This window comes from Spirabiliibacterium mucosae (assembly GCF_014884965.1).
GTDB classification, from domain to species: domain Bacteria; phylum Pseudomonadota; class Gammaproteobacteria; order Enterobacterales; family Pasteurellaceae; genus Spirabiliibacterium; species Spirabiliibacterium mucosae.
Genome location: NZ_JABTBO010000016.1, coordinates 14,902 through 31,372, shown reverse-complemented (window position 1 = coordinate 31,372; position 16,471 = coordinate 14,902). Strand labels below are relative to the sequence as shown.

Below are 16,471 nucleotides of genomic sequence, written 5' to 3'. Positions count from 1 at the left end.
GTTCTCTCTTTATCGAATGCACTGCAAAAGTGCGGTTAATTTTTCACAATCTTTCACGCCAGGCGCGCTTTCAACGCCGGAGTTGATATCCAGCCCCAAGCAGCCCATTTCGGCGGCTTGGCGCGCATTGGCGAGATTTAGCCCGCCGGCGAGCATAATGCGCTGTTTGTCTTCCTCGCGCAACAGCGCCCAATCAAAGGCTTGCCCTGTGCCGCCTTGCGTGGTGCCAACGCGCGTGTCGCAAACAAAGCGGTTAACGTTGTCATCATCAGGCAGTATGACAGCGCTGTCACCTTCGGCGACGGCAACGGCCTGCCAAATTTCAATCGCATCAGGCAGCGCTGCGCGCAATTGTTTGATAAAAGTGCGGTCTTCCGCGCCGTGGAGCTGCACGGCATAAAGCCCCAGTTGGCTGGCTAGGCGCACAATCAGCTCGATAGGCTGATTTTGAAACACGCCGACATAGCGCAATGGCGCGGCGGTCGCCACCTCTTGTGCTTGGCGCAGGCTCAACGCCCGCGGGGAGGCTTCAGCAAAAATCAAGCCACCGTAAAGCGCGCCGGCATCAAAAGCACATTTCGCATCTTGCGCTCGGGTTAAGCCACAGACTTTATTTTCACCGAAAATGACTGAGCGCACCGCACTTTGCAAATCAGCGCTACCCATCAAACTGGAGCCAATTAAAAAGGCATTCACATTGCCTTGCAATTGGCGCACCTGCTCGTGGGTGTAAATGCCCGACTCGCTAACAACGGTGCGATCAGCAGGGATTTTCTGCGCCAGCGGCGGCGTGCGGGTGAGGTCAACGCTTAAATCGTGCAAATCACGATTGTTGATGCCGATGACTTTCGCGCCCAATGCGAGTGCGCGCTCAAGCTCAGCCTCATTGGCCACCTCGGTCAACACGCACATGCCAAGGCGGTGGGCGAGGGTGGAAAGTGCGGTGTAGCCCGTGTCACTCAGCACTGAGAGCATCAGCAAAATGGCATCAGCCTGTGAGTGGCGGGCAAGGTAGACTTGATATTCACTGATGATGAAATCCTTGCACAGCACGGGTTGCGAGGCGATGGCGCGCACTTGTTGGATAAAAGCAAAATCCCCTTGGAAAAAGTGCTCGTCGGTCAGCACCGAAATGGCGCTGGCGTAATTTTTATACACGCGGGCAATTTCCGTTGGGTCAAACTCCGCGCGAATCAGCCCCTTCGACGGCGAGGCCTTTTTGCACTCAAGGATAAAGTGCGGTTGCGCTTTGGGTTTGAGCGCGGCATAAAAATCGCGATCGCTTGGCGTAACTTGCCCTTGGAACGTGCTCAGCGGCTGGCGCGCTTGGCGCTCGGCAATCCAGTGTTGTTTGTCCGCCACAATTTTTTGCAAAATGGTCGCTTGCTGGTTTAACTGCGGGTTTAAATAGTCGCTCATCATGCCTCCTGCGCCACGGCTTGCAAGGCTTGCAGCGTGCGGTAGGCCTCACCACTGGCCAACGTTTCAAGCACCTTGGCGGTGGTGGCTTTGAGGTCATCATGGCCGAACAAGCGCAGCAAAAGTGCGGTATTAGCCGCCACCGCATTGGCGTGATAGTGCGATCCTTTACCTTGTAAAAGTGCGGTTAGCATTTGGGCATTTTCAGCAGGTTCCCCCCCCTTTTAAGGTGTCCAGCGCTTGCTGTTTTAGCCCAAAATCTTCAGGCGTGAGAGTGAAGCGCACAATGCGGCCATTTTTCACCTCCGCGACTTGCGTTTCACCGTGCAGCGCCACTTCATCAAGCCCTGCGCCGTGCACCACCAAGGTGTGCTCATGGCCCATTAAAAGTGCGGTTTCGGCGTAGCGGTCAATCAACTCTGGCGTGTATACGCCGAGCAGTTGGCGCGCCGGTTTGGCTGGGTTAATTAGCGGGCCGAGAATGTTGAAAATCGTGCGGGTTTTCAGCGCATGGCGCACAGGCATGGCGTGCTTAAAGCCAGTGTGATATTGCTGGGCAAACAAAAAGCACAATCCAATCTCATCAAGGGCTGCGCGGGCCTGCTCAGGCGACATGGTAATGTTAATCCCAAGTGCGGTGAGCACATCGCTTGAGCCACTTTTGCTGGAAACACTGCGGTTGCCGTGCTTGGCAATTTTAGCGCCCATGTGGGCGGCGACAATCGCACTGGCGGTGGAAATGTTAATTGTATCCGCGCCGTCGCCGCCGGTGCCAACAATGTCGGCAAACGGATAATCTGGCCGCGGGAAGGCCAGTGCGGCCTGTTGCAACGCCTCCACGGCGCCGGCAATTTCATCGTTGGTTTCGCCGCGCACGCGCAGGGCAATCAACGCACCTGCGAGTTGCTCGCTTGTCAGTGCGCCTTGCACAATCGCGCCAAACAGTTGCGCACTTCGCGCGCGATTAAGTGGCTGCCCGTTATAAAGCTGTTCTAAAATCTGTTGCATACATCCTCTTTGCGTAATAACCAGTCAATACTTTGTGCCAACAACTGCCCACCTTGCACGGTGAGGATTGACTCGGGGTGAAATTGAAACGCACAAATCGGCAAAGTGCGGTGGCGAATGGCCATCGGCAAGCCCTCAAATTCGGCGTTGACGACAAAATCACGATGAATAGCTTGCCCAATCAGCGAGTGGTAGCGCGCCACGGGCATCGGCGAGGGCAAATCGGCAAACATCGCCTGCCCGTCGTGGGTGATGCGCGAGACTTTGCCGTGCAGAATTTCACCCGCTGGCACCACCTGCCCACCAAAAGCCTCAATCAACGCTTGGTGCCCAAGGCAGATGCCAATCATCGGCACGCGCCCGGCCATGGATTGAATCAATGCCGGCATGATGCCCGCATCCTTCGGCGCGCCTGGGCCTGGCGAGAGGGCAATCACCGTATCGAGCTGGGCGAGGGCGGCTTGTTCAACCAAGGTGCGGTCGCAATCGTTGCGATAAATTTTCACCTGATGGCCAAGGGTTCTAAACTGGTCAACCAAATTATAGGTAAAAGAGTCAAAATTATCCAAAAAGATGATGGTGGCCATGTTAGTGTCCTTGTTGGTTGGTTTGCGCAATCGCCAGCAGCACGGCTTTAGCCTTGTGGCGGGTTTCATCGGCTTCCATTTGTGGGTCGGAGTCAAGCACCTCACCGCAGCCGGCTTGCACATGGGCAACCGCATTTTGCACAAAGGCGGAGCGGATCACAATGCAGGTGTCGAGATCGCCTTTGGAGGTGATGTACCCCACCGCGCCGCCGTAGCTGTGGCGGCGTTGTTGTTCCACTTGATAGAGCAGCTGCATCGCTTTGATCTTCGGCGCGCCGGTGAGCGTGCCCATGTTCATGCAGGCTTGATAGGCGTGCAGGGCGTCAAACTCATCGCGCAGCGTGCCCACCACGCGGGAGACGAGATGCATAATATGTGAGTAGCGATCCACTTGCATCAGCTCTGCCACGCGGCGCGAACCACTGTTGCACACCCGTGCGATGTCGTTGCGCGCCAAATCCACCAGCATTAAATGCTCAGAGAGCTCTTTTTTATCCAGCCGTAACTCCAGCTCCAAGCGTGCGTCGAGCTCGTGGTCAATCTCACCGCGAGCGTTAAACCCCCGTGGGCGCGAGCCCGCAATCGGGTAAATCTCCAGCTGGCGACTGCTAGGCGTGAATTTCAGCGCGCTTTCCGGCGAGGCACCAAACAGCGTGAACTCGCTGTCTTGGAGATAAAACATATACGGGCTTGGGTTGTTTTTTTTCAACTGGCGGTAGCTGGCCAAGGCATTCGGGCAGGCGATGGAAAAGCGCCGCGAGGGCACAATTTGGAACACGTCGCCAGCATAAATATGATCTTTCAGCGTGGTGATAATGCCTTTAAAGGCGTCGTCTTCGATATTCACACTCACCGCATCACAGGCGGGCGCAATCGCTAAAGTGGGCTCCACGTGGCTTAGTTGTTGCGCAATGGCTTGCCCCTGTGCTGCCACGTTTTGTTGTTCTGTCGGCGTGAAGCAAAAACTTTTCAGCTCACAGGTGTGGTTTTGGTGATCGAACACCAGCAATTGATCGGCTAAATAAAAGCAGTAATCTGGGCAGTGAATGCCGTCGTCTTGCACTTCAATGCCGTCCATCGGGATAAACTGCATCACCACATCATAGCTAAACAACCCGCCGAGATAGACCTTTTCGCTAGCTTGGGCATAGCATTGGGTGACAAAGCGCAGGGCAGAGAAGATTGACGGCGCTTGTAATTTGGCGTCTTCATCAAGGTTGGCCGCAGGTTTGGCAAAGCGCAAGGTTAGCTCTGTGTCGCTTTTGCTTGTGATGGCGACCGCACTTTGCTTTTCAGCCACTTGGGCGACATTGGCGAGCACCTGCACACCGTTGGGGTTAAGTGCGGTCAAGGTGACGGTGTCATCGCGGCAGGCTAATTTGACCGCACTTTGCACAAACAGCAAACTGGTGAGGCTATTTTTGCTTTGGATTTCAGCAGATTCCAACAGCAAGCTGGCATCTTGGTTGTGACACAGCGCAGCAAACACGGCCGTTGGGTCAGCGCAATAGGGCACTTGCTCTGTGGTGACGGAAAGGGATGTTGTCATGATGTTCTCTCGTTGTGATATTTTGCACTATTAAACTAGTACAAGAAAACAAAGTCAAGTTTTTTCACCTCTTTGGCAAGGATTTGGCGTAACTGCGCAATTTGTGAGCGAAAAATGCCCCTTTTTGGCCACTTTTACGCTATTATGACAGCGCAAAACAAAGGAGAGCCTATGTGGTCTGAAATTTTACTCAATTATGGCATTTTTATTTTAGAAGTGATCACCTTGATGCTGATCGTGGTCGGGATTTTTGCTCTGATCGTCGCGCTGCGGCAAAAAAACAGTGAAGAAAAGGGCACGCTGAAAATCACCGATTTGGCGAAAAAGCAGCAAGATCAACAAACCAAACTGGCGGATTTCCGCCTTGATGACGCGGTGGTGAAACAACAAGAAAAAGCGCGCAAAGCCAAAGAAAAGGCGGAGCAAAAAGCGCTGAAAGCCAAACTCAAACACGACAAAACCGCCGCCCTTGCGCAAAAGCCTTGCCTTTATGTGCTCAATTTTAAAGGCGATTTAGCCGCCAGCGGCGCGCAAGCACTAGCACAAAGCATTAACGCTGTGATTGCCTGCGCTAAGGCCGACGACGAAGTGCTGCTGCGCCTTGAAAGCCCGGGCGGCTTGGTGCATGCCTATGGCTACGCCAGCTCACAGCTCAACCGTTTGAAACAACACGGCATCAAACTCACCGTGGCGGTGGACAAAGTCGCGGCCAGCGGCGGCTACATGATGGCTTGCGTGGCGGATAAAATCATCGCCGCACCATTTGCAGTGATTGGCTCAGTGGGCGTGGTGGCGCAAATTCCAAACGTTCACCGCTTGTTGAAAAAACATGACGTGGACGTGGAGGTGATGACCGCGGGCGAGTACAAACGCACCATGACCGTGCTGGGCGAAAACACCGAAAAAGATCGCGAAAAATTCCAGCAAGAGCTCAACGAAACCCATCAACTTTTTAAAGATTTCGTCAGCCAACACCGACCGCACTTAGACATCGACAAAATCGCCACCGGTGAGCACTGGTTCGGCCAACAAGCCTTAACGCTTGGCTTGGTTGATGAACTCGCCACCAGTGATGATGTGATTTTAAGCGCAATGAAAGACAAAGACGTGCTCGAAGTAGGCTTCAGCGAGAAAAAATCCCTGCTGCAAAAACTCGGCAAACAAGCCCAACATGGCGCTGAAAATTTACTCAGTAATTTTTCGCGGGGAGTGTAATCCCAAGCGTAGTTTGTTTTGAATTCTACATTGATTTAAAAAGAAAAATAACTAATATGTTATCGATTATACGGTAACTATTTTCGATAAAAATGAAGGATAATTTATGCAACAAACGCTTTCGATTATTAAGCCTGATGCGGTGGGGTGTCAGTTGGTGGGGGCTATTTTTGCCCGTTTTGAGCAGGCGCGATTAAAAATTGTGGCAACCAAAATGGTGCAACTCAGCCGTGAGCAGGCGCAGGCGTTTTATGCCGAGCATCAAGGCCAACCGTTTTATGAGGGCTTGGTGGAGTTTATGACATCAGGCCCAGTGGTGGTTTCTGTATTGCAGGGGAACGATGCGGTGAGCGCTCAGCGTGAGCTGATTGGCGCGACAGATCCTGCGCAGGCGCGCGTGGGCACACTGCGCTATGACTTTGCTGAGAGCAAAAGCCGCAATGCGGTGCATGGCTCGGATTCGCTGCAATCGGCGCAGCGGGAGATTGCGTTTTTCTTCACGCCAGATGAGATTTGCGCCTGATGAAGATTTCCCATTGCCCAGAATGTAAAAAAAAGGTGGCTGAAGAGGTGACTTTTTGCCCGCATTGTGGCTTTTCCTTCTCGCCTGACAGCATTGCTGCCTTTAATGAAAAAATGGCGCGGCTGCGTGCCCACAAGCAAGAGGTGAACCGCAAAAGTGCCAAATTGCAGCTGGTGTGGTTGGTGATTTTTGTGGTGGTGATTTTGCTCGCCAGTTGGCTGACAAACTGACCGCACTTTGCCAATAAAAAAGGGAACCGAAGTTCCCTTTTTTGATCTGTATTCAATTATAGGCTTTTTTGAACGTCAGATGCTGTGTTGTTGATTGCTTGACCTGCTGCAGACACGTCTTCACCAGCGCCTTTCACAGTGTTACATGCAGTTAAAGAACCCACGGTTAATGCAAAAATTACTGCCCAAATCATTTTCATAGTGTTTCTCCTGATAAGTAAAACTTATTGTTATTCAAACTTGGTTTTAACAAAACCACGTTCATCATACACAGTTTAAAATCAATTTTCAACTTTTCGGTTATTTTTTAATCATTTATAGTCAAATGCGGTGAACACCAGTGTTTGCCCCTCGGCACTCACGCGCACGCTGTGGAGTAAATAATCGATAGGAATCAGCGCCTTGGTCATATGCCGCTGGCAAACGGCGATAAATTCAGGCTCTAAAAATTGGGTGTAAAGGGCGCAATTGTCGTTATTCAGCCCCGCCATTGCGCGACCTTGCAGCTTGCCGTAAATGTGAATATTGCCGTCACTGACCACCTCCGCACCTGGCAGCACATCACCGAAAATAATTAAATCCCGGCCTTTGGCATAAACACTGTTACTTTTGCTGACATCAGAGTTGATCACCATCGGCGCGATATAGCGTGGTGAGATGAGCTCCTCTTGGCTGGCACTTTTACCCAGTGCAGGCAAATCGTGGCTTAAAATCAGCTCTTTTTGCAGATTATTTTGCCAATTGCTCACGCCAATCAGCTGAATGCCAAATTCCAGCAGCAGCGCTTTGAGGCGGTTTAAATCACACTTTTCAAGCTCAGGGGTGAATTGCAAAATCACTGGCACGTTTTGGAAAAACAGCGGCGAGTTTTTCACTTTCAACGCAAGCGCTTTTTTGATGGCCGTCACGCTCGTGGCGTGCACGCTGAGCACGATTGATGAAAACGAACCGGTGTGAAATTCAATAATGTTTTTCTGCATGGCTGAGAATTGGCTAAATGTCGTGTATAATTGTTTAAATATAACATAAATTTTATAAAATGTCGGGGAGATGCGATGCAATGTGCCATTTATAGAGCCTGCAAAAAAGAGGGGATGTATCTTTATTTGCGTGATAAAGATGACTTTGACGCCCTCCCGCCGCTGTTGTTGGCACAACTCGGGCGGCTTGAATTTGTTATGAATTTGGATTTGAGCTCGCGTGACAAACTCGCGCGCGCCGACATTGAACAGGTGAAAACACAGCTGCACGAGCAGGGGTTTTATTTACAAATGCCACCGAAAGACCCTTGGGTGCAGAGCTGAACAAAAATAAGGAAAATCATGTTTAAACGGACACTTTTATTCACAAGCTTAATTTTAGCCGGTTGCAGCAGCAACACTGGCGTGCAATACCAAAGTCAGCCACCGGCGAACCGCACTTTAGATCAATTCCAACACTATGTGCACTATTTGCAATATCAAGCCAAGCAGCAAGGCGTGAGCGAGAAAACCATCGCGCAAAAGGGGCAGAATGTGAACTACATTGCCCGCGCAGTGGAGCTTGACAACGCCCAAGCTGAGCGCGCCCAGCGTAATCGTAACGCGCCACCGCGCCCAAACCCGCATGGGATCACGCGTTATCTCAACAAAGTGCTGACCAACCACAAAGTGGATGTGGCCGTTGAGCGCTATTGGCAGCAGTTGCCTGCGCTGACCAAAGCGAGCCAACGCTATGGCGTGCCGACAGAGTACATTATGGCGCTGTGGGGCATGGAAAGCAGCTTTGGCTATTATCAAGGTAATTATGACGTGCTTTCGGTGCTGGCCACGCTGGCCTTTGACGGCCGGCGCGAGGCGTTGTTTAGCAAAGAATATGTCGCTGCATTGAAAATTTTGCAATCCAATGTGATTGACCGCGCGCGCATGAAAGGCTCGTGGGCGGGCGCGATGGGGCAGTCGCAATTTATGCCAAGTTCGTTTTTAAGCTATGCCGCCGACGGCGACCATGACGGCACGGAAGATATTTGGAAAAACCAATACGACGTGTTTGCCTCCATCGCCAATTATCTTTCCACCGTGGGCTGGGATAAAACCTTGCCGTGGGGGCTGGAGGTGAGCTTGAGCGCGCCAGTATCGCTGGAAATCTCGGGCACTAAAGCGGGCTTGCAGCGCAGTTTAAGCCAATGGCAAGCGATGGGTGTGATGCCAAAATCCGCCCTCGATGTGCCGCGCTGGCAGGCGCTGGGCAATGCCGAGCTGTGGCTAGTGCAGCCAAACAAAGAAGTTGGCCGCACCTTTTTGGTCACCAATAACTACCGCACCTTGCTGAACTGGAACAATTCTAACTATTTTGCCACCAGCATCGGCATGTTTGCCGATCGCATCAAACAACGGGTGAATCCATAATGTAAAAGGAGGGGAGCATGTATCAACACCGCGATATTAAAGGCAGCACGCTGGATTTGCCAGCCGGAAAAGTGGTGTGCGTCGGGCGCAATTATCATGAGCATATTAAAGAGCTCAACAACCCCGTGCCGAGCTCCCCGCTGTTGTTTATCAAGCCGCAGACCGCACTTTGCTGTTTGCAAAATCCGATTTTGATTCCAAAAAACCATGGCCGGGTGGAGCATGAGTTGGAAATTGCGGTGCTGATTGGCAAAGAGCTGCGCCAAGCCAGCAAAGAGGAAGCCCAAAGTGCGGTTTGTGCCTTTGCCGTGGCGCTGGATTTAACCCTGCGGGATGTGCAAGCACGCTGCAAAGCCAACGCCCACCCGTGGGAGATCGCCAAAGGCTTTGACAACGCCTGCCCAATTTCGCCTTTTGTTCCCGCCGCGCAATTCTCTGATTGGTCGGCGATTGAGTTCAGCTTGTCGGTCAACGGCACACTGCGCCAACGCGGCGTCAGCAGCCAGATGATGACCGATATCGCACAACTGGTGAGCTACGCCAGCCAATTTTTCACCTTGCAAAAAGGCGATGTGGTGCTCACCGGCACCCCAAAAGGCGTAGGCGAGCTGCACTTTGGCGATAAGCTAGAATTGCACCTTGGCCAACACACCTTTCACACGGAGGTGATTTAAAAATCAATCTCCAAATCGCTGTCGACTTTGCAGCAGCATAGGAGCATTTCGCCGGGGTTTAAGAAGGCCAGCGGGGGTTGGTTGTAGTGCACTTCGCCTTTGAGCAGTTTGACGCGGCAGGCGCCACAAAAGCCTGAGCGGCATTGATATTCGTGTTCAATGCCGTTTTTTTCAAGGGTTTCGAGCAGTGAGCCGTCGTCGTTGTTGTGCTCAACGGTGTAGCCAAAGCGGGGGAGGGTTATTTTGTATACTTGCATAATAAAACCGCACTGTTAAAGTGCGGTCCGTCAGTTAGAGATCAAAGTCACCAAAGTCGCTGGTGTCGACTTTGGAATCAATTTGCCCCACCAAATAGGAGCTCACTTCCACCTCTTGTGGCGCCACTTGCACGTTGTCGGAGACAAGCCAGGCGTTGATCCACGGGATTGGGTTTGACCGCACTTCAAATGGCAGCGGCAAACCAACCGCTTGCATACGGATGTTGGTGATGTATTCCACATATTGGCAGAGAATATCTTTGTTCAAGCCGATCATGGAACCGTCTTTAAAGAGGTAATTCGCCCACTCTTTTTCTTGCTCGGCGGCGGCGAGGAACAGCTCGTAGGCCTCGTCTTTGCACTCTTCGACAATCTCGGCCATTTCTGGGTCATCTTGGCCTGAGGCCATGATGTTTAAGATGTGCTGAGTGCCAGTGAGGTGCAGCGCTTCGTCGCGGGCGATGAATTTGATGATTTTGGCGTTGCCTTCCATCAATTGGCGCTCAGCAAAGGCAAATGAGCAGGCAAAGCTGACATAAAAGCGAATAGCTTCTAGGGCATTCACGCTCATCAAGCACAGGTACAGTTGCTTTTTCAAGCTGCGCAAGTTCACCATACAGTCTTTGCCATCAACGGTATAGGTACCTTCACCGTAAAGGGTGTAAAGCTGGGTGTCGCGGATAAAGTCATCATAATAGGCGGAAATGTCTTTTGCGCGTTTGATGATCTCTTCATTGGTCACAATGTCGTCAAACACCACGGACGGATCGTTGACGATATTGCGGATAATGTGCGTGTATGAGCGCGAGTGAATGGTTTCTGAAAACGTCCAGGTTTCAATCCACGTTTCCAATTCAGGAATCGACACCACTGGCAGCAGCGCCACATTCGGGCTGCGCCCTTGGATGGAATCAAGCAGCGTTTGGTATTTCAAGTTGCTGATAAAAATATGTTTTTCGTGCTCTGGCAGCGCTTGATAGTCAATGCGATCTTGGGAGACGTCAATCTCCTCTGGGCGCCAGAAAAACGACAATTGTTTTTCGATCAGTTTCTCAAATGTTTCATATTTTTGTTGGTCATAACGCGCAACATTCACGTTCTGCCCAAAGAACATCGGCTCTTTGAGCTGATCATTTTTATTTTGTGAAAACGTAGTGTAAGCCATAAATACCTCATTCAATTAAATTTTACACGCGCCGCCTGCACAGCCGTCGTCGATGTCTTCTTGTGAGTCGTCGGCACCGTCACGGGTGTTTTGGTAATAGAGCGTTTTCACGCCGTATTTGTAGGCGGTAAGCAGGTCGGCAAGCAGGCGTTTCATTGGCACTTTGCCGTCTTCAAAGCGTTTTGGATCGTAGTTGGTGTTGGTTGAAATTGCCTGATCGACAAACTTCTGCATAATCCCCACCAGCTGCAAATAGCCTTCGTTGTTTGGAATGTCCCAGAGTAATTCGTAATTGTCGCTTAAATTTTCATAATCTGGCACCACTTGGCGCAAAATGCCGTCTTTGGAGGCCTTGATGCTGACATGGCCACGCGGTGGCTCAATGCCGTTGGTGGCATTGGAAATCTGCGACGAGGTTTCCGATGGCATAAGTGCGGTCAGGGTCGAGTTGCGCAGGCCAAATTCTTGAATCTCGGCGCGCAGGCTCTCCCAATCGTAGTGCAATGGCTCACTGGTGAGTTTGTCGATATCTTTTTTATAGGTATCAATGGGCAAAATGCCTTTTGAATAGGTTGTTTCATCAAAATAACCGCACGGGCCAAGCTCTTTGGCGAGATTGTTGGAGGCTTTGAGCAAGTAATACTGAATCGCCTCAAAAGTGTGGTGCGTGAGGTCATTAGCACTGCCATCAGAGTAGCGCACGCCGTGTTTTGCCAAATAGTAAGCGTAGTTAATCACCCCAATCCCGAGCGAGCGGCGGCCCATTGAACCGATGCGCGCAGCCGTAATCGGGTAGTCTTGGTAATCAAGCAAGGCATCGAGCGCACGCACGGCGAGATCGGCTAAATCTTCAAGCTCGTCGAGGTTTTCCAGCGCACCGAGGTTGAAAGCTGAAAGGGTACACAGTGCAATTTCGCCCTTTTCATCGTGAATGTGCTCAAGTGGTTTGGTTGGCAGCGCGATTTCCAAGCACAAGTTGGATTGACGCACCGGCGCCACGTGTGGGTCAAACGGCGAGTGGGTGTTGCAGTGGTCAACGTTTTGGATATAAATCCGGCCGGTTGAGGCGCGCTCTTGCATCAGCAGTGAGAACAACTCAATGGCTTTGACGCTGCGTTTGCGAATGTTCGGGTCGTTTTCGTATTGCACATACAACCGCTCAAACTCTTCTTGATCAGCGAAAAAGGCGGTGTAAAGCCCAGGCACGTCTGATGGGCTGAACAAGGTGATGTTGCCGCCTTTGATCAAGCGCTGATACATCAATTTATTCAGCTGCACGCCGTAGTCCATGTGGCGCACGCGGTTGTCTTCCACCCCGCGGTTATTTTTCAGCACCATCAAGCTTTCCACTTCCAAGTGCCAGAACGGATAATACACGGTGGCCGCACCGCCGCGCACGCCGCCTTGCGAGCAGGATTTCACCGCGGTTTGGAAGTGTTTATAAAACGGGATACAGCCAGTGTGAAACGCCTCACCGCCACGAATTGGGCTGCCGAGGGCGCGAATGGCCCCTGCGTTGATGCCGATCCCCGCGCGTTGTGAGACGTATTTCACAATCGAGGCCGCTGTGGCGTTGATGGAATCCAAGCTGTCTCCGCACTCAATCAACACACACGAGCTAAATTGACGGGTAGGTGTGCGCACGCCCGACATAATCGGTGTCGGCAGCGAGATTTTAAAGGTGGATACCGCATCATAGAACCGACGCACATAGCTCAAGCGCGTTTCTGGCGGATATTGGCTGAATAAGCAGGCGGCCACAAGCAAATATAAAAATTGTGCGGATTCATAAATCTCGCCCGTTACGCGGTTTTGCACCAAGTATTTGCCTTCGAGCTGTTTCACGGCGGCGTAAGAGAAGGTCATATCGCGCCAATGGTCGAGGTAGCCGTCCATTTCATCCCACTCTTCGCGCGAGTAATCGGTCAGCAATGCCGGGTCGTATTTGCCCATGCGCACCAGTTTTTTCACGTGATCGTAAAGGCGCGGCGGGTCAAAATGGCCGTAGGCTTTTTTGCGCAGGTGGAATACCGCTAAGCGCGCGGCGAGGTATTGATAGTCAGGAGCATCTTTGCTGATCAGATCAGCGGCCGCTTTGATGATGGTTTCGTGAATATCAGAGGTGCGGATGCCTTCATAGAATTGGATGTGCGAGCGCAACTCCACTTGTGAAACCGACACATTATCCAAACCTTCCGCAGCCCAGGTGATTACGCGGTGGATTTTATCCAAATCAATCGGCTCTAAGCGCCCGTCACGCTTAGTGACCATCAATGCTTTGTTCATAAGATGTCCTGTTTTCGATGATTTTAACAACGCTGTTAAAAATTTTAACAACTACTATATGTTGTGGTGGATTAAAAAACGAAATACAAGATAGTGATTTTTTAACACAAATTCAAGCTAAAAATTTCACCCCTTGGCCTTGACTTTTTAAAATCCTAAACGGGGCAAAGGGTTAGACTTTTAGCCAAGATTTTACCAAATGAGAAAGATTCTCAAATTGTGATGTAGGCCACATTCTGCCAACCGCACTTTGCTTTTTTAGGCTAAAACGTCAATGGGATCGCCAAGGGTGATTGTGCCGTGATTGAGCGCAATTAAATTGGCGCCAAAAATCGGCTTGCCTTGGGCATTGGCAAAGTGCTTTTTGAGCGTGCGAAAGGGCTCAGCTTTTGGCTCGAGTTGGCCGGTGTGAAGATCGCGGGTGGTCAAAATGCAGCGCTCACACGGCTTGGTGTGGATAAACTCCACCTCGCCGATACGCAGCCGTTGCCAGCTAAGCTCTGCCAGCGCTGGCACGTTGTCGATCACGATATTCGGGCGAAATTGGCGTATGTCGAGCGCCACGGGGCAGTGGTGTTGCACGCGAGCTAAACTTTGCATATTGGTCAGCAGTAGCGGGTAGCCGTCGGCAAAGGACAGCGCGGTGTCGGGGTAGCGTTTAATCCGCCGCGCGCTGTGGTGGCCGCACCAGCGCAGCACAACCGTACTTTGCAATTTGTCACTCAACCATTGATTGATGGCATCACGGGCCATCAGGCTGTCAAATTCTGTGCCCCACACTGTGCAAAGTGCGGTTTGGATGAAGTCGTCGTAACGCACGGTGAGTTGGCTGCCATCACGGTGGCGAATGACCAAGCCATCGTCAATCAACTGGCTGGCGAGATCAAACAGCGCACCGTGCTTGCGCGCGGTGATAAACTGGCCGTTTAAATCCGTCAGCATAAAGCGGCGGTCATGCTCCACGCCTTCCGCGCTGATCTTTAGTCGCGTCACCTCATTGGGTTGGGTCGATTTAATCGGGTAGAGGTAAAGTGCGCTCACGCGCGCATCAGACTTCATACTTGCGCTTATCCCCAATGTCAAAATGCAGCGGCATCAGTGCTTTTTTCACCGCCAGCCACAAAAAGAGCACGCCCGAGATTGCCGCGAGCATCATGGTGAGTGTGGCGCCGGCAAAGGTGTGCGCAGCCCACAAAAGCGCCAAAAAGAGCGGTTGGAGGTTCAGCAGTGGCACGCGAAAGCAAAAATACTCTTTAAAACACAAGCCGCCAAGGGTGACAAAAAAAGCGCCAAGGGCAAGCGCGGGCAGCCCGAGCAGGGCAAGCACAAGGCCCGTCCAGGTGGCAAATTGCAAAATCAGGCGGAATTTTTTGAGGTAAATATGCAAGCTCCCCGCGCACAAAGTGCTGGCGATGGCCAACAGCAAAAAGCTGGTCTGGGATTGCGCCTGCACGGGCAGCAAAGCGGTGCCAGCGGCAGCGAGAAAAAAGCCAGCGCGGTAGAAAATCACAGTTAAATAATCCCACCCGTCCATCGGGGATTGAATATGCGGGTCTGCCATGGTGCCTCCTGTTTTTGGCTGATTGTAGGGCAGTTGGGCAAAATTGCAAGATAAAAAAATCCCCAGCAAAACTGGGGATTAAGCGAAAAGTGCGGTCGGTTATTGCACCAACATATAGAAGTTGCTGTCACCGCGTTTGATGTTCAGCGCCACGGCAGAAGGCTTGTTCTCCAGCATTTTGCGCAGCTCACTGATGTTGTTAACTTTTTGACGGTTGACGCCAATGATCACATCGCCTTTTTGTAATCCGTAGCGATCCGCTTCAGATTTTGGCACCACATTGGTGATTTCAACGCCTTGCACGCCGTCTTTGTTGAAGTTGCCAAGCTCAGCGCCTTTCAAGGCTGGCATCACACTGGAGGCTGCGGTTTGGCTTTGGTCATCAGCTTGCAGCACCACATCGGTGTCGTGGCTTTTGCCTTCACGTTGATAGGTCAATTTCACCGTTTTGCCTGCACCGGTGGTGGCGACTTTGGCGCGCAGTTCGGCGAAGCTGTTGATTGGCTGGCCGTCAATGGCGGTGATGATGTCGCCAGCTTTCAAGCCTGCCACTTCGGCCGCCGATTTCGGCATCACTTCGCTGATAAATGCGCCTTTTTGCGCCTCAACACCAAAAGCTTTGGCGAGATCGGCATTGAGTTCACCGCCTTTGATGCCCAAAATGCCGCGGCGTACTTCACCGTATTCAATGATTTGTTTCACCAAATTGTTCGCCATGTTGCTTGGGATGGCAAACGCGATGCCAACATTGCCGCCACTTGGCGCGATGATGGCGGTGTTGATGCCAATCAGCTCACCGTTGAGGTTGATCAACGCACCACCCGAATTACCCCGGTTGACGGCGGCATCGGTTTGAATGTAGTTTTCATAATTGCCGTTGCCGGAAATCATTGAGCGCCCAAGGGCGGAGACGATCCCGGAGGTAACAGTTTGGCCAAGGCCAAATGGGTTGCCGATGGCAACGACATAATCACCCACGCGCAGTTTGTCAGAGTTGGCGACCTTAATCGCGGTGAGGTTTTTCGGGTTTTCCATCTGCAGCAACGCCACGTCGGATTTATTGTCCGCGCCAATCAATTTGGCTTTGAACTCACGCCCGTCTTGCAACGTTAGGCTGATTTTATTGGCATTTTCGATAACGTGGTTGTTGGTGAGCACATAGCCTTTGTCAGCATCGATAATCACGCCAGAGCCCAAGCCTTGAAACTCACGCGGCTCAGCGCCAAAATCGCGCCCGAAGAAGAATTTAAACTCATCAGGGATTAAGGACTCTTGCTTTTGTGTGCCAGAGACATTCACGGTCACCACACTTGGCAGCACTTTTTGCAGCATCGGCGCCAAGCTAGGCAATTGCTGGCTGTCGTTGGCCGCCACCGTTGGGGTTTTGATAATGCTCTCGGCAAGATTGGTTGCGTTTTCAGCGTGCGCTGGCAGTGTGCCCAGGCTCAAGCCCAATACGGCTGCCGCCAGCGTTGATAAAATAAAGTTATTTTTTTTCATAAATTGCTCTCTATCCTGTAAAAGAAATTGTTAAGCCTAACGAAAGCTATGACAGATGTTTCGCTAAAATGTTCACAGTTTCGTAAAAGGATAGATGGCGTTGAATAAAA

At 51.6% G+C, this 16,471-nt stretch carries 17 protein-coding genes and 1 pseudogene; 6 read left to right on the top strand and 12 right to left on the bottom strand.

Annotated elements, in window-relative coordinates; genetic code table 11:
* Nucleotides 1-9: 9 nt before the first annotated feature.
* The 4 genes and pseudogenes from trpCF to HPC37_RS07215 form a co-directional block, all read right to left on the bottom strand.
* On the bottom strand, nt 10-1,422 hold the full coding sequence (trpCF, locus tag HPC37_RS07230; protein WP_208122493.1) for a bifunctional indole-3-glycerol-phosphate synthase TrpC/phosphoribosylanthranilate isomerase TrpF: 1,413 nt from the start codon (nt 1,420-1,422) through the stop codon (nt 10-12).
* Nucleotides 1,419-2,427: pseudogene (gene trpD / locus HPC37_RS07225) on the bottom strand (anthranilate phosphoribosyltransferase). Before trpD ends, trpCF begins: the two are co-directional and overlap by 4 nt.
* Complete coding sequence (locus tag HPC37_RS07220; RefSeq protein WP_208122492.1) at nt 2,412-3,014, bottom strand: aminodeoxychorismate/anthranilate synthase component II; 603 nt, start codon at nt 3,012-3,014, stop codon at nt 2,412-2,414. The pseudogene trpD and the gene HPC37_RS07220 overlap by 16 nt, the downstream one beginning before the upstream one ends.
* Nucleotide 3,015: 1 nt before the next feature.
* Complete coding sequence (locus tag HPC37_RS07215) at nt 3,016-4,563, bottom strand: anthranilate synthase component 1 (RefSeq protein WP_208122491.1); 1,548 nt, start codon at nt 4,561-4,563, stop codon at nt 3,016-3,018.
* A gap of 171 nt (nt 4,564-4,734) precedes the next feature.
* Here HPC37_RS07215 and sohB point away from each other — a divergent pair, with 171 nt between their 5' ends.
* The 3 genes from sohB to HPC37_RS07200 all read left to right on the top strand — a co-directional run bounded on the left by sohB (nt 4,735) and on the right by HPC37_RS07200 (nt 6,531).
* Complete coding sequence (gene sohB / locus HPC37_RS07210; RefSeq protein ID WP_208122490.1) at nt 4,735-5,778, top strand: protease SohB; 1,044 nt, start codon at nt 4,735-4,737, stop codon at nt 5,776-5,778.
* A 106-nt stretch (nt 5,779-5,884) separates the two neighbouring features.
* Nucleotides 5,885-6,301, top strand: coding sequence for a nucleoside-diphosphate kinase (ndk, locus tag HPC37_RS07205; protein WP_208122489.1), 417 nt, complete (start codon nt 5,885-5,887; stop codon nt 6,299-6,301).
* A complete protein-coding gene (locus HPC37_RS07200; protein WP_208122488.1) occupies nt 6,301-6,531 on the top strand; it encodes a zinc ribbon domain-containing protein in 231 nt (76 codons plus the stop codon). Before ndk ends, HPC37_RS07200 begins: the two co-directional genes overlap by 1 nt.
* Nucleotides 6,532-6,587: 56 nt before the next feature.
* On the opposite strand, the gene HPC37_RS07195 is transcribed toward HPC37_RS07200, so the two are convergent.
* Both HPC37_RS07195 and minC read right to left on the bottom strand, forming a co-directional pair.
* Nucleotides 6,588-6,731 carry an entericidin A/B family lipoprotein gene (locus tag HPC37_RS07195; protein ID WP_208118149.1) on the bottom strand — a complete coding sequence of 48 codons (144 nt, stop codon included), beginning with the start codon at nt 6,729-6,731 and terminating at the stop codon, nt 6,588-6,590.
* 111 nt (nt 6,732-6,842) lie between these two features.
* Nucleotides 6,843-7,511 (bottom strand): septum site-determining protein MinC, encoded by a 669-nt coding sequence (gene minC / locus HPC37_RS07190; protein ID WP_208122487.1) that lies wholly within the window; start codon nt 7,509-7,511, stop codon nt 6,843-6,845.
* A gap of 75 nt (nt 7,512-7,586) precedes the next feature.
* On the opposite strand from minC, the gene HPC37_RS07185 reads away from it, so the two are divergent.
* From HPC37_RS07185 to HPC37_RS07175, 3 genes are read left to right on the top strand one after another with little or no spacing between them, the layout of a single operon-like run.
* The gene (locus tag HPC37_RS07185; protein ID WP_208122486.1) at nt 7,587-7,835 is read left to right on the top strand and encodes a YcgL domain-containing protein; all 249 of its coding nucleotides are present in this window, start codon (nt 7,587-7,589) and stop codon (nt 7,833-7,835) included.
* An 18-nt stretch (nt 7,836-7,853) separates the two neighbouring features.
* The gene (locus tag HPC37_RS07180) at nt 7,854-8,918 is read left to right on the top strand and encodes a lytic murein transglycosylase (protein WP_208122485.1); all 1,065 of its coding nucleotides are present in this window, start codon (nt 7,854-7,856) and stop codon (nt 8,916-8,918) included.
* Between the two features lie 17 nt (nt 8,919-8,935).
* A complete protein-coding gene (locus tag HPC37_RS07175; protein WP_208122484.1) occupies nt 8,936-9,592 on the top strand; it encodes a fumarylacetoacetate hydrolase family protein in 657 nt (218 codons plus the stop codon).
* On the opposite strand, the gene yfaE is transcribed toward HPC37_RS07175, so the two are convergent.
* From yfaE to HPC37_RS07145, 6 genes are all read right to left on the bottom strand, one after another.
* The gene (yfaE, locus tag HPC37_RS07170) at nt 9,589-9,849 is read right to left on the bottom strand and encodes a class I ribonucleotide reductase maintenance protein YfaE (protein ID WP_208122483.1); all 261 of its coding nucleotides are present in this window, start codon (nt 9,847-9,849) and stop codon (nt 9,589-9,591) included. The genes HPC37_RS07175 and yfaE overlap by 4 nt on opposite strands.
* 34 nt (nt 9,850-9,883) lie before the next feature.
* The gene (gene nrdB, locus HPC37_RS07165) at nt 9,884-11,014 is read right to left on the bottom strand and encodes a class Ia ribonucleoside-diphosphate reductase subunit beta (RefSeq protein WP_208122482.1); all 1,131 of its coding nucleotides are present in this window, start codon (nt 11,012-11,014) and stop codon (nt 9,884-9,886) included.
* A gap of 15 nt (nt 11,015-11,029) precedes the next feature.
* Entirely contained in the window at nt 11,030-13,300 is a 2,271-nt protein-coding gene (nrdA, locus tag HPC37_RS07160) for a class 1a ribonucleoside-diphosphate reductase subunit alpha (protein ID WP_208122481.1), read from the bottom strand.
* Between the two features lie 258 nt (nt 13,301-13,558).
* Nucleotides 13,559-14,359, bottom strand: coding sequence for an MOSC domain-containing protein (locus HPC37_RS07155; protein WP_208122480.1), 801 nt, complete (start codon nt 14,357-14,359; stop codon nt 13,559-13,561).
* A complete protein-coding gene (locus HPC37_RS07150) occupies nt 14,349-14,861 on the bottom strand; it encodes a DUF2301 domain-containing membrane protein (RefSeq protein ID WP_208122479.1) in 513 nt (170 codons plus the stop codon). Before HPC37_RS07150 ends, HPC37_RS07155 begins: the two co-directional genes overlap by 11 nt.
* A gap of 99 nt (nt 14,862-14,960) precedes the next feature.
* Entirely contained in the window at nt 14,961-16,361 is a 1,401-nt protein-coding gene (locus tag HPC37_RS07145; RefSeq protein ID WP_208122478.1) for a Do family serine endopeptidase, read from the bottom strand.
* Nucleotides 16,362-16,471 lie beyond the last annotated feature (110 nt).

Bases quoted from the DNA above. Each gene is read 5' to 3' on its own strand.
- sohB (WP_208122490.1), top strand. From the start codon at position 4,735: ATGTGGTCTGAAATTTTACTCAATTATGGCATTTTTATTTTAGAAGTG.
- trpCF (WP_208122493.1), bottom strand. From the start codon at position 1,422: ATGATGAGCGACTATTTAAACCCGCAGTTAAACCAGCAAGCGACCATT.
- HPC37_RS07200 (WP_208122488.1), top strand. From the start codon at position 6,301: ATGAAGATTTCCCATTGCCCAGAATGTAAAAAAAAGGTGGCTGAAGAG.
- HPC37_RS07185 (WP_208122486.1), top strand. From the start codon at position 7,587: ATGCAATGTGCCATTTATAGAGCCTGCAAAAAAGAGGGGATGTATCTT.
- HPC37_RS07215 (WP_208122491.1), bottom strand. From the start codon at position 4,563: ATGACAACATCCCTTTCCGTCACCACAGAGCAAGTGCCCTATTGCGCT.
- HPC37_RS07175 (WP_208122484.1), top strand. From the start codon at position 8,936: ATGTATCAACACCGCGATATTAAAGGCAGCACGCTGGATTTGCCAGCC.
- nrdA (WP_208122481.1), bottom strand. From the start codon at position 13,300: ATGAACAAAGCATTGATGGTCACTAAGCGTGACGGGCGCTTAGAGCCG.
- yfaE (WP_208122483.1), bottom strand. From the start codon at position 9,849: ATGCAAGTATACAAAATAACCCTCCCCCGCTTTGGCTACACCGTTGAG.
- HPC37_RS07145 (WP_208122478.1), bottom strand. From the start codon at position 16,361: ATGAAAAAAAATAACTTTATTTTATCAACGCTGGCGGCAGCCGTATTG.
- HPC37_RS07150 (WP_208122479.1), bottom strand. From the start codon at position 14,861: ATGGCAGACCCGCATATTCAATCCCCGATGGACGGGTGGGATTATTTA.
- HPC37_RS07155 (WP_208122480.1), bottom strand. From the start codon at position 14,359: ATGAAGTCTGATGCGCGCGTGAGCGCACTTTACCTCTACCCGATTAAA.
- HPC37_RS07180 (WP_208122485.1), top strand. From the start codon at position 7,854: ATGTTTAAACGGACACTTTTATTCACAAGCTTAATTTTAGCCGGTTGC.
- HPC37_RS07220 (WP_208122492.1), bottom strand. From the start codon at position 3,014: ATGGCCACCATCATCTTTTTGGATAATTTTGACTCTTTTACCTATAAT.
- minC (WP_208122487.1), bottom strand. From the start codon at position 7,511: ATGCAGAAAAACATTATTGAATTTCACACCGGTTCGTTTTCATCAATC.
- HPC37_RS07195 (WP_208118149.1), bottom strand. From the start codon at position 6,731: ATGAAAATGATTTGGGCAGTAATTTTTGCATTAACCGTGGGTTCTTTA.
- ndk (WP_208122489.1), top strand. From the start codon at position 5,885: ATGCAACAAACGCTTTCGATTATTAAGCCTGATGCGGTGGGGTGTCAG.
- nrdB (WP_208122482.1), bottom strand. From the start codon at position 11,014: ATGGCTTACACTACGTTTTCACAAAATAAAAATGATCAGCTCAAAGAG.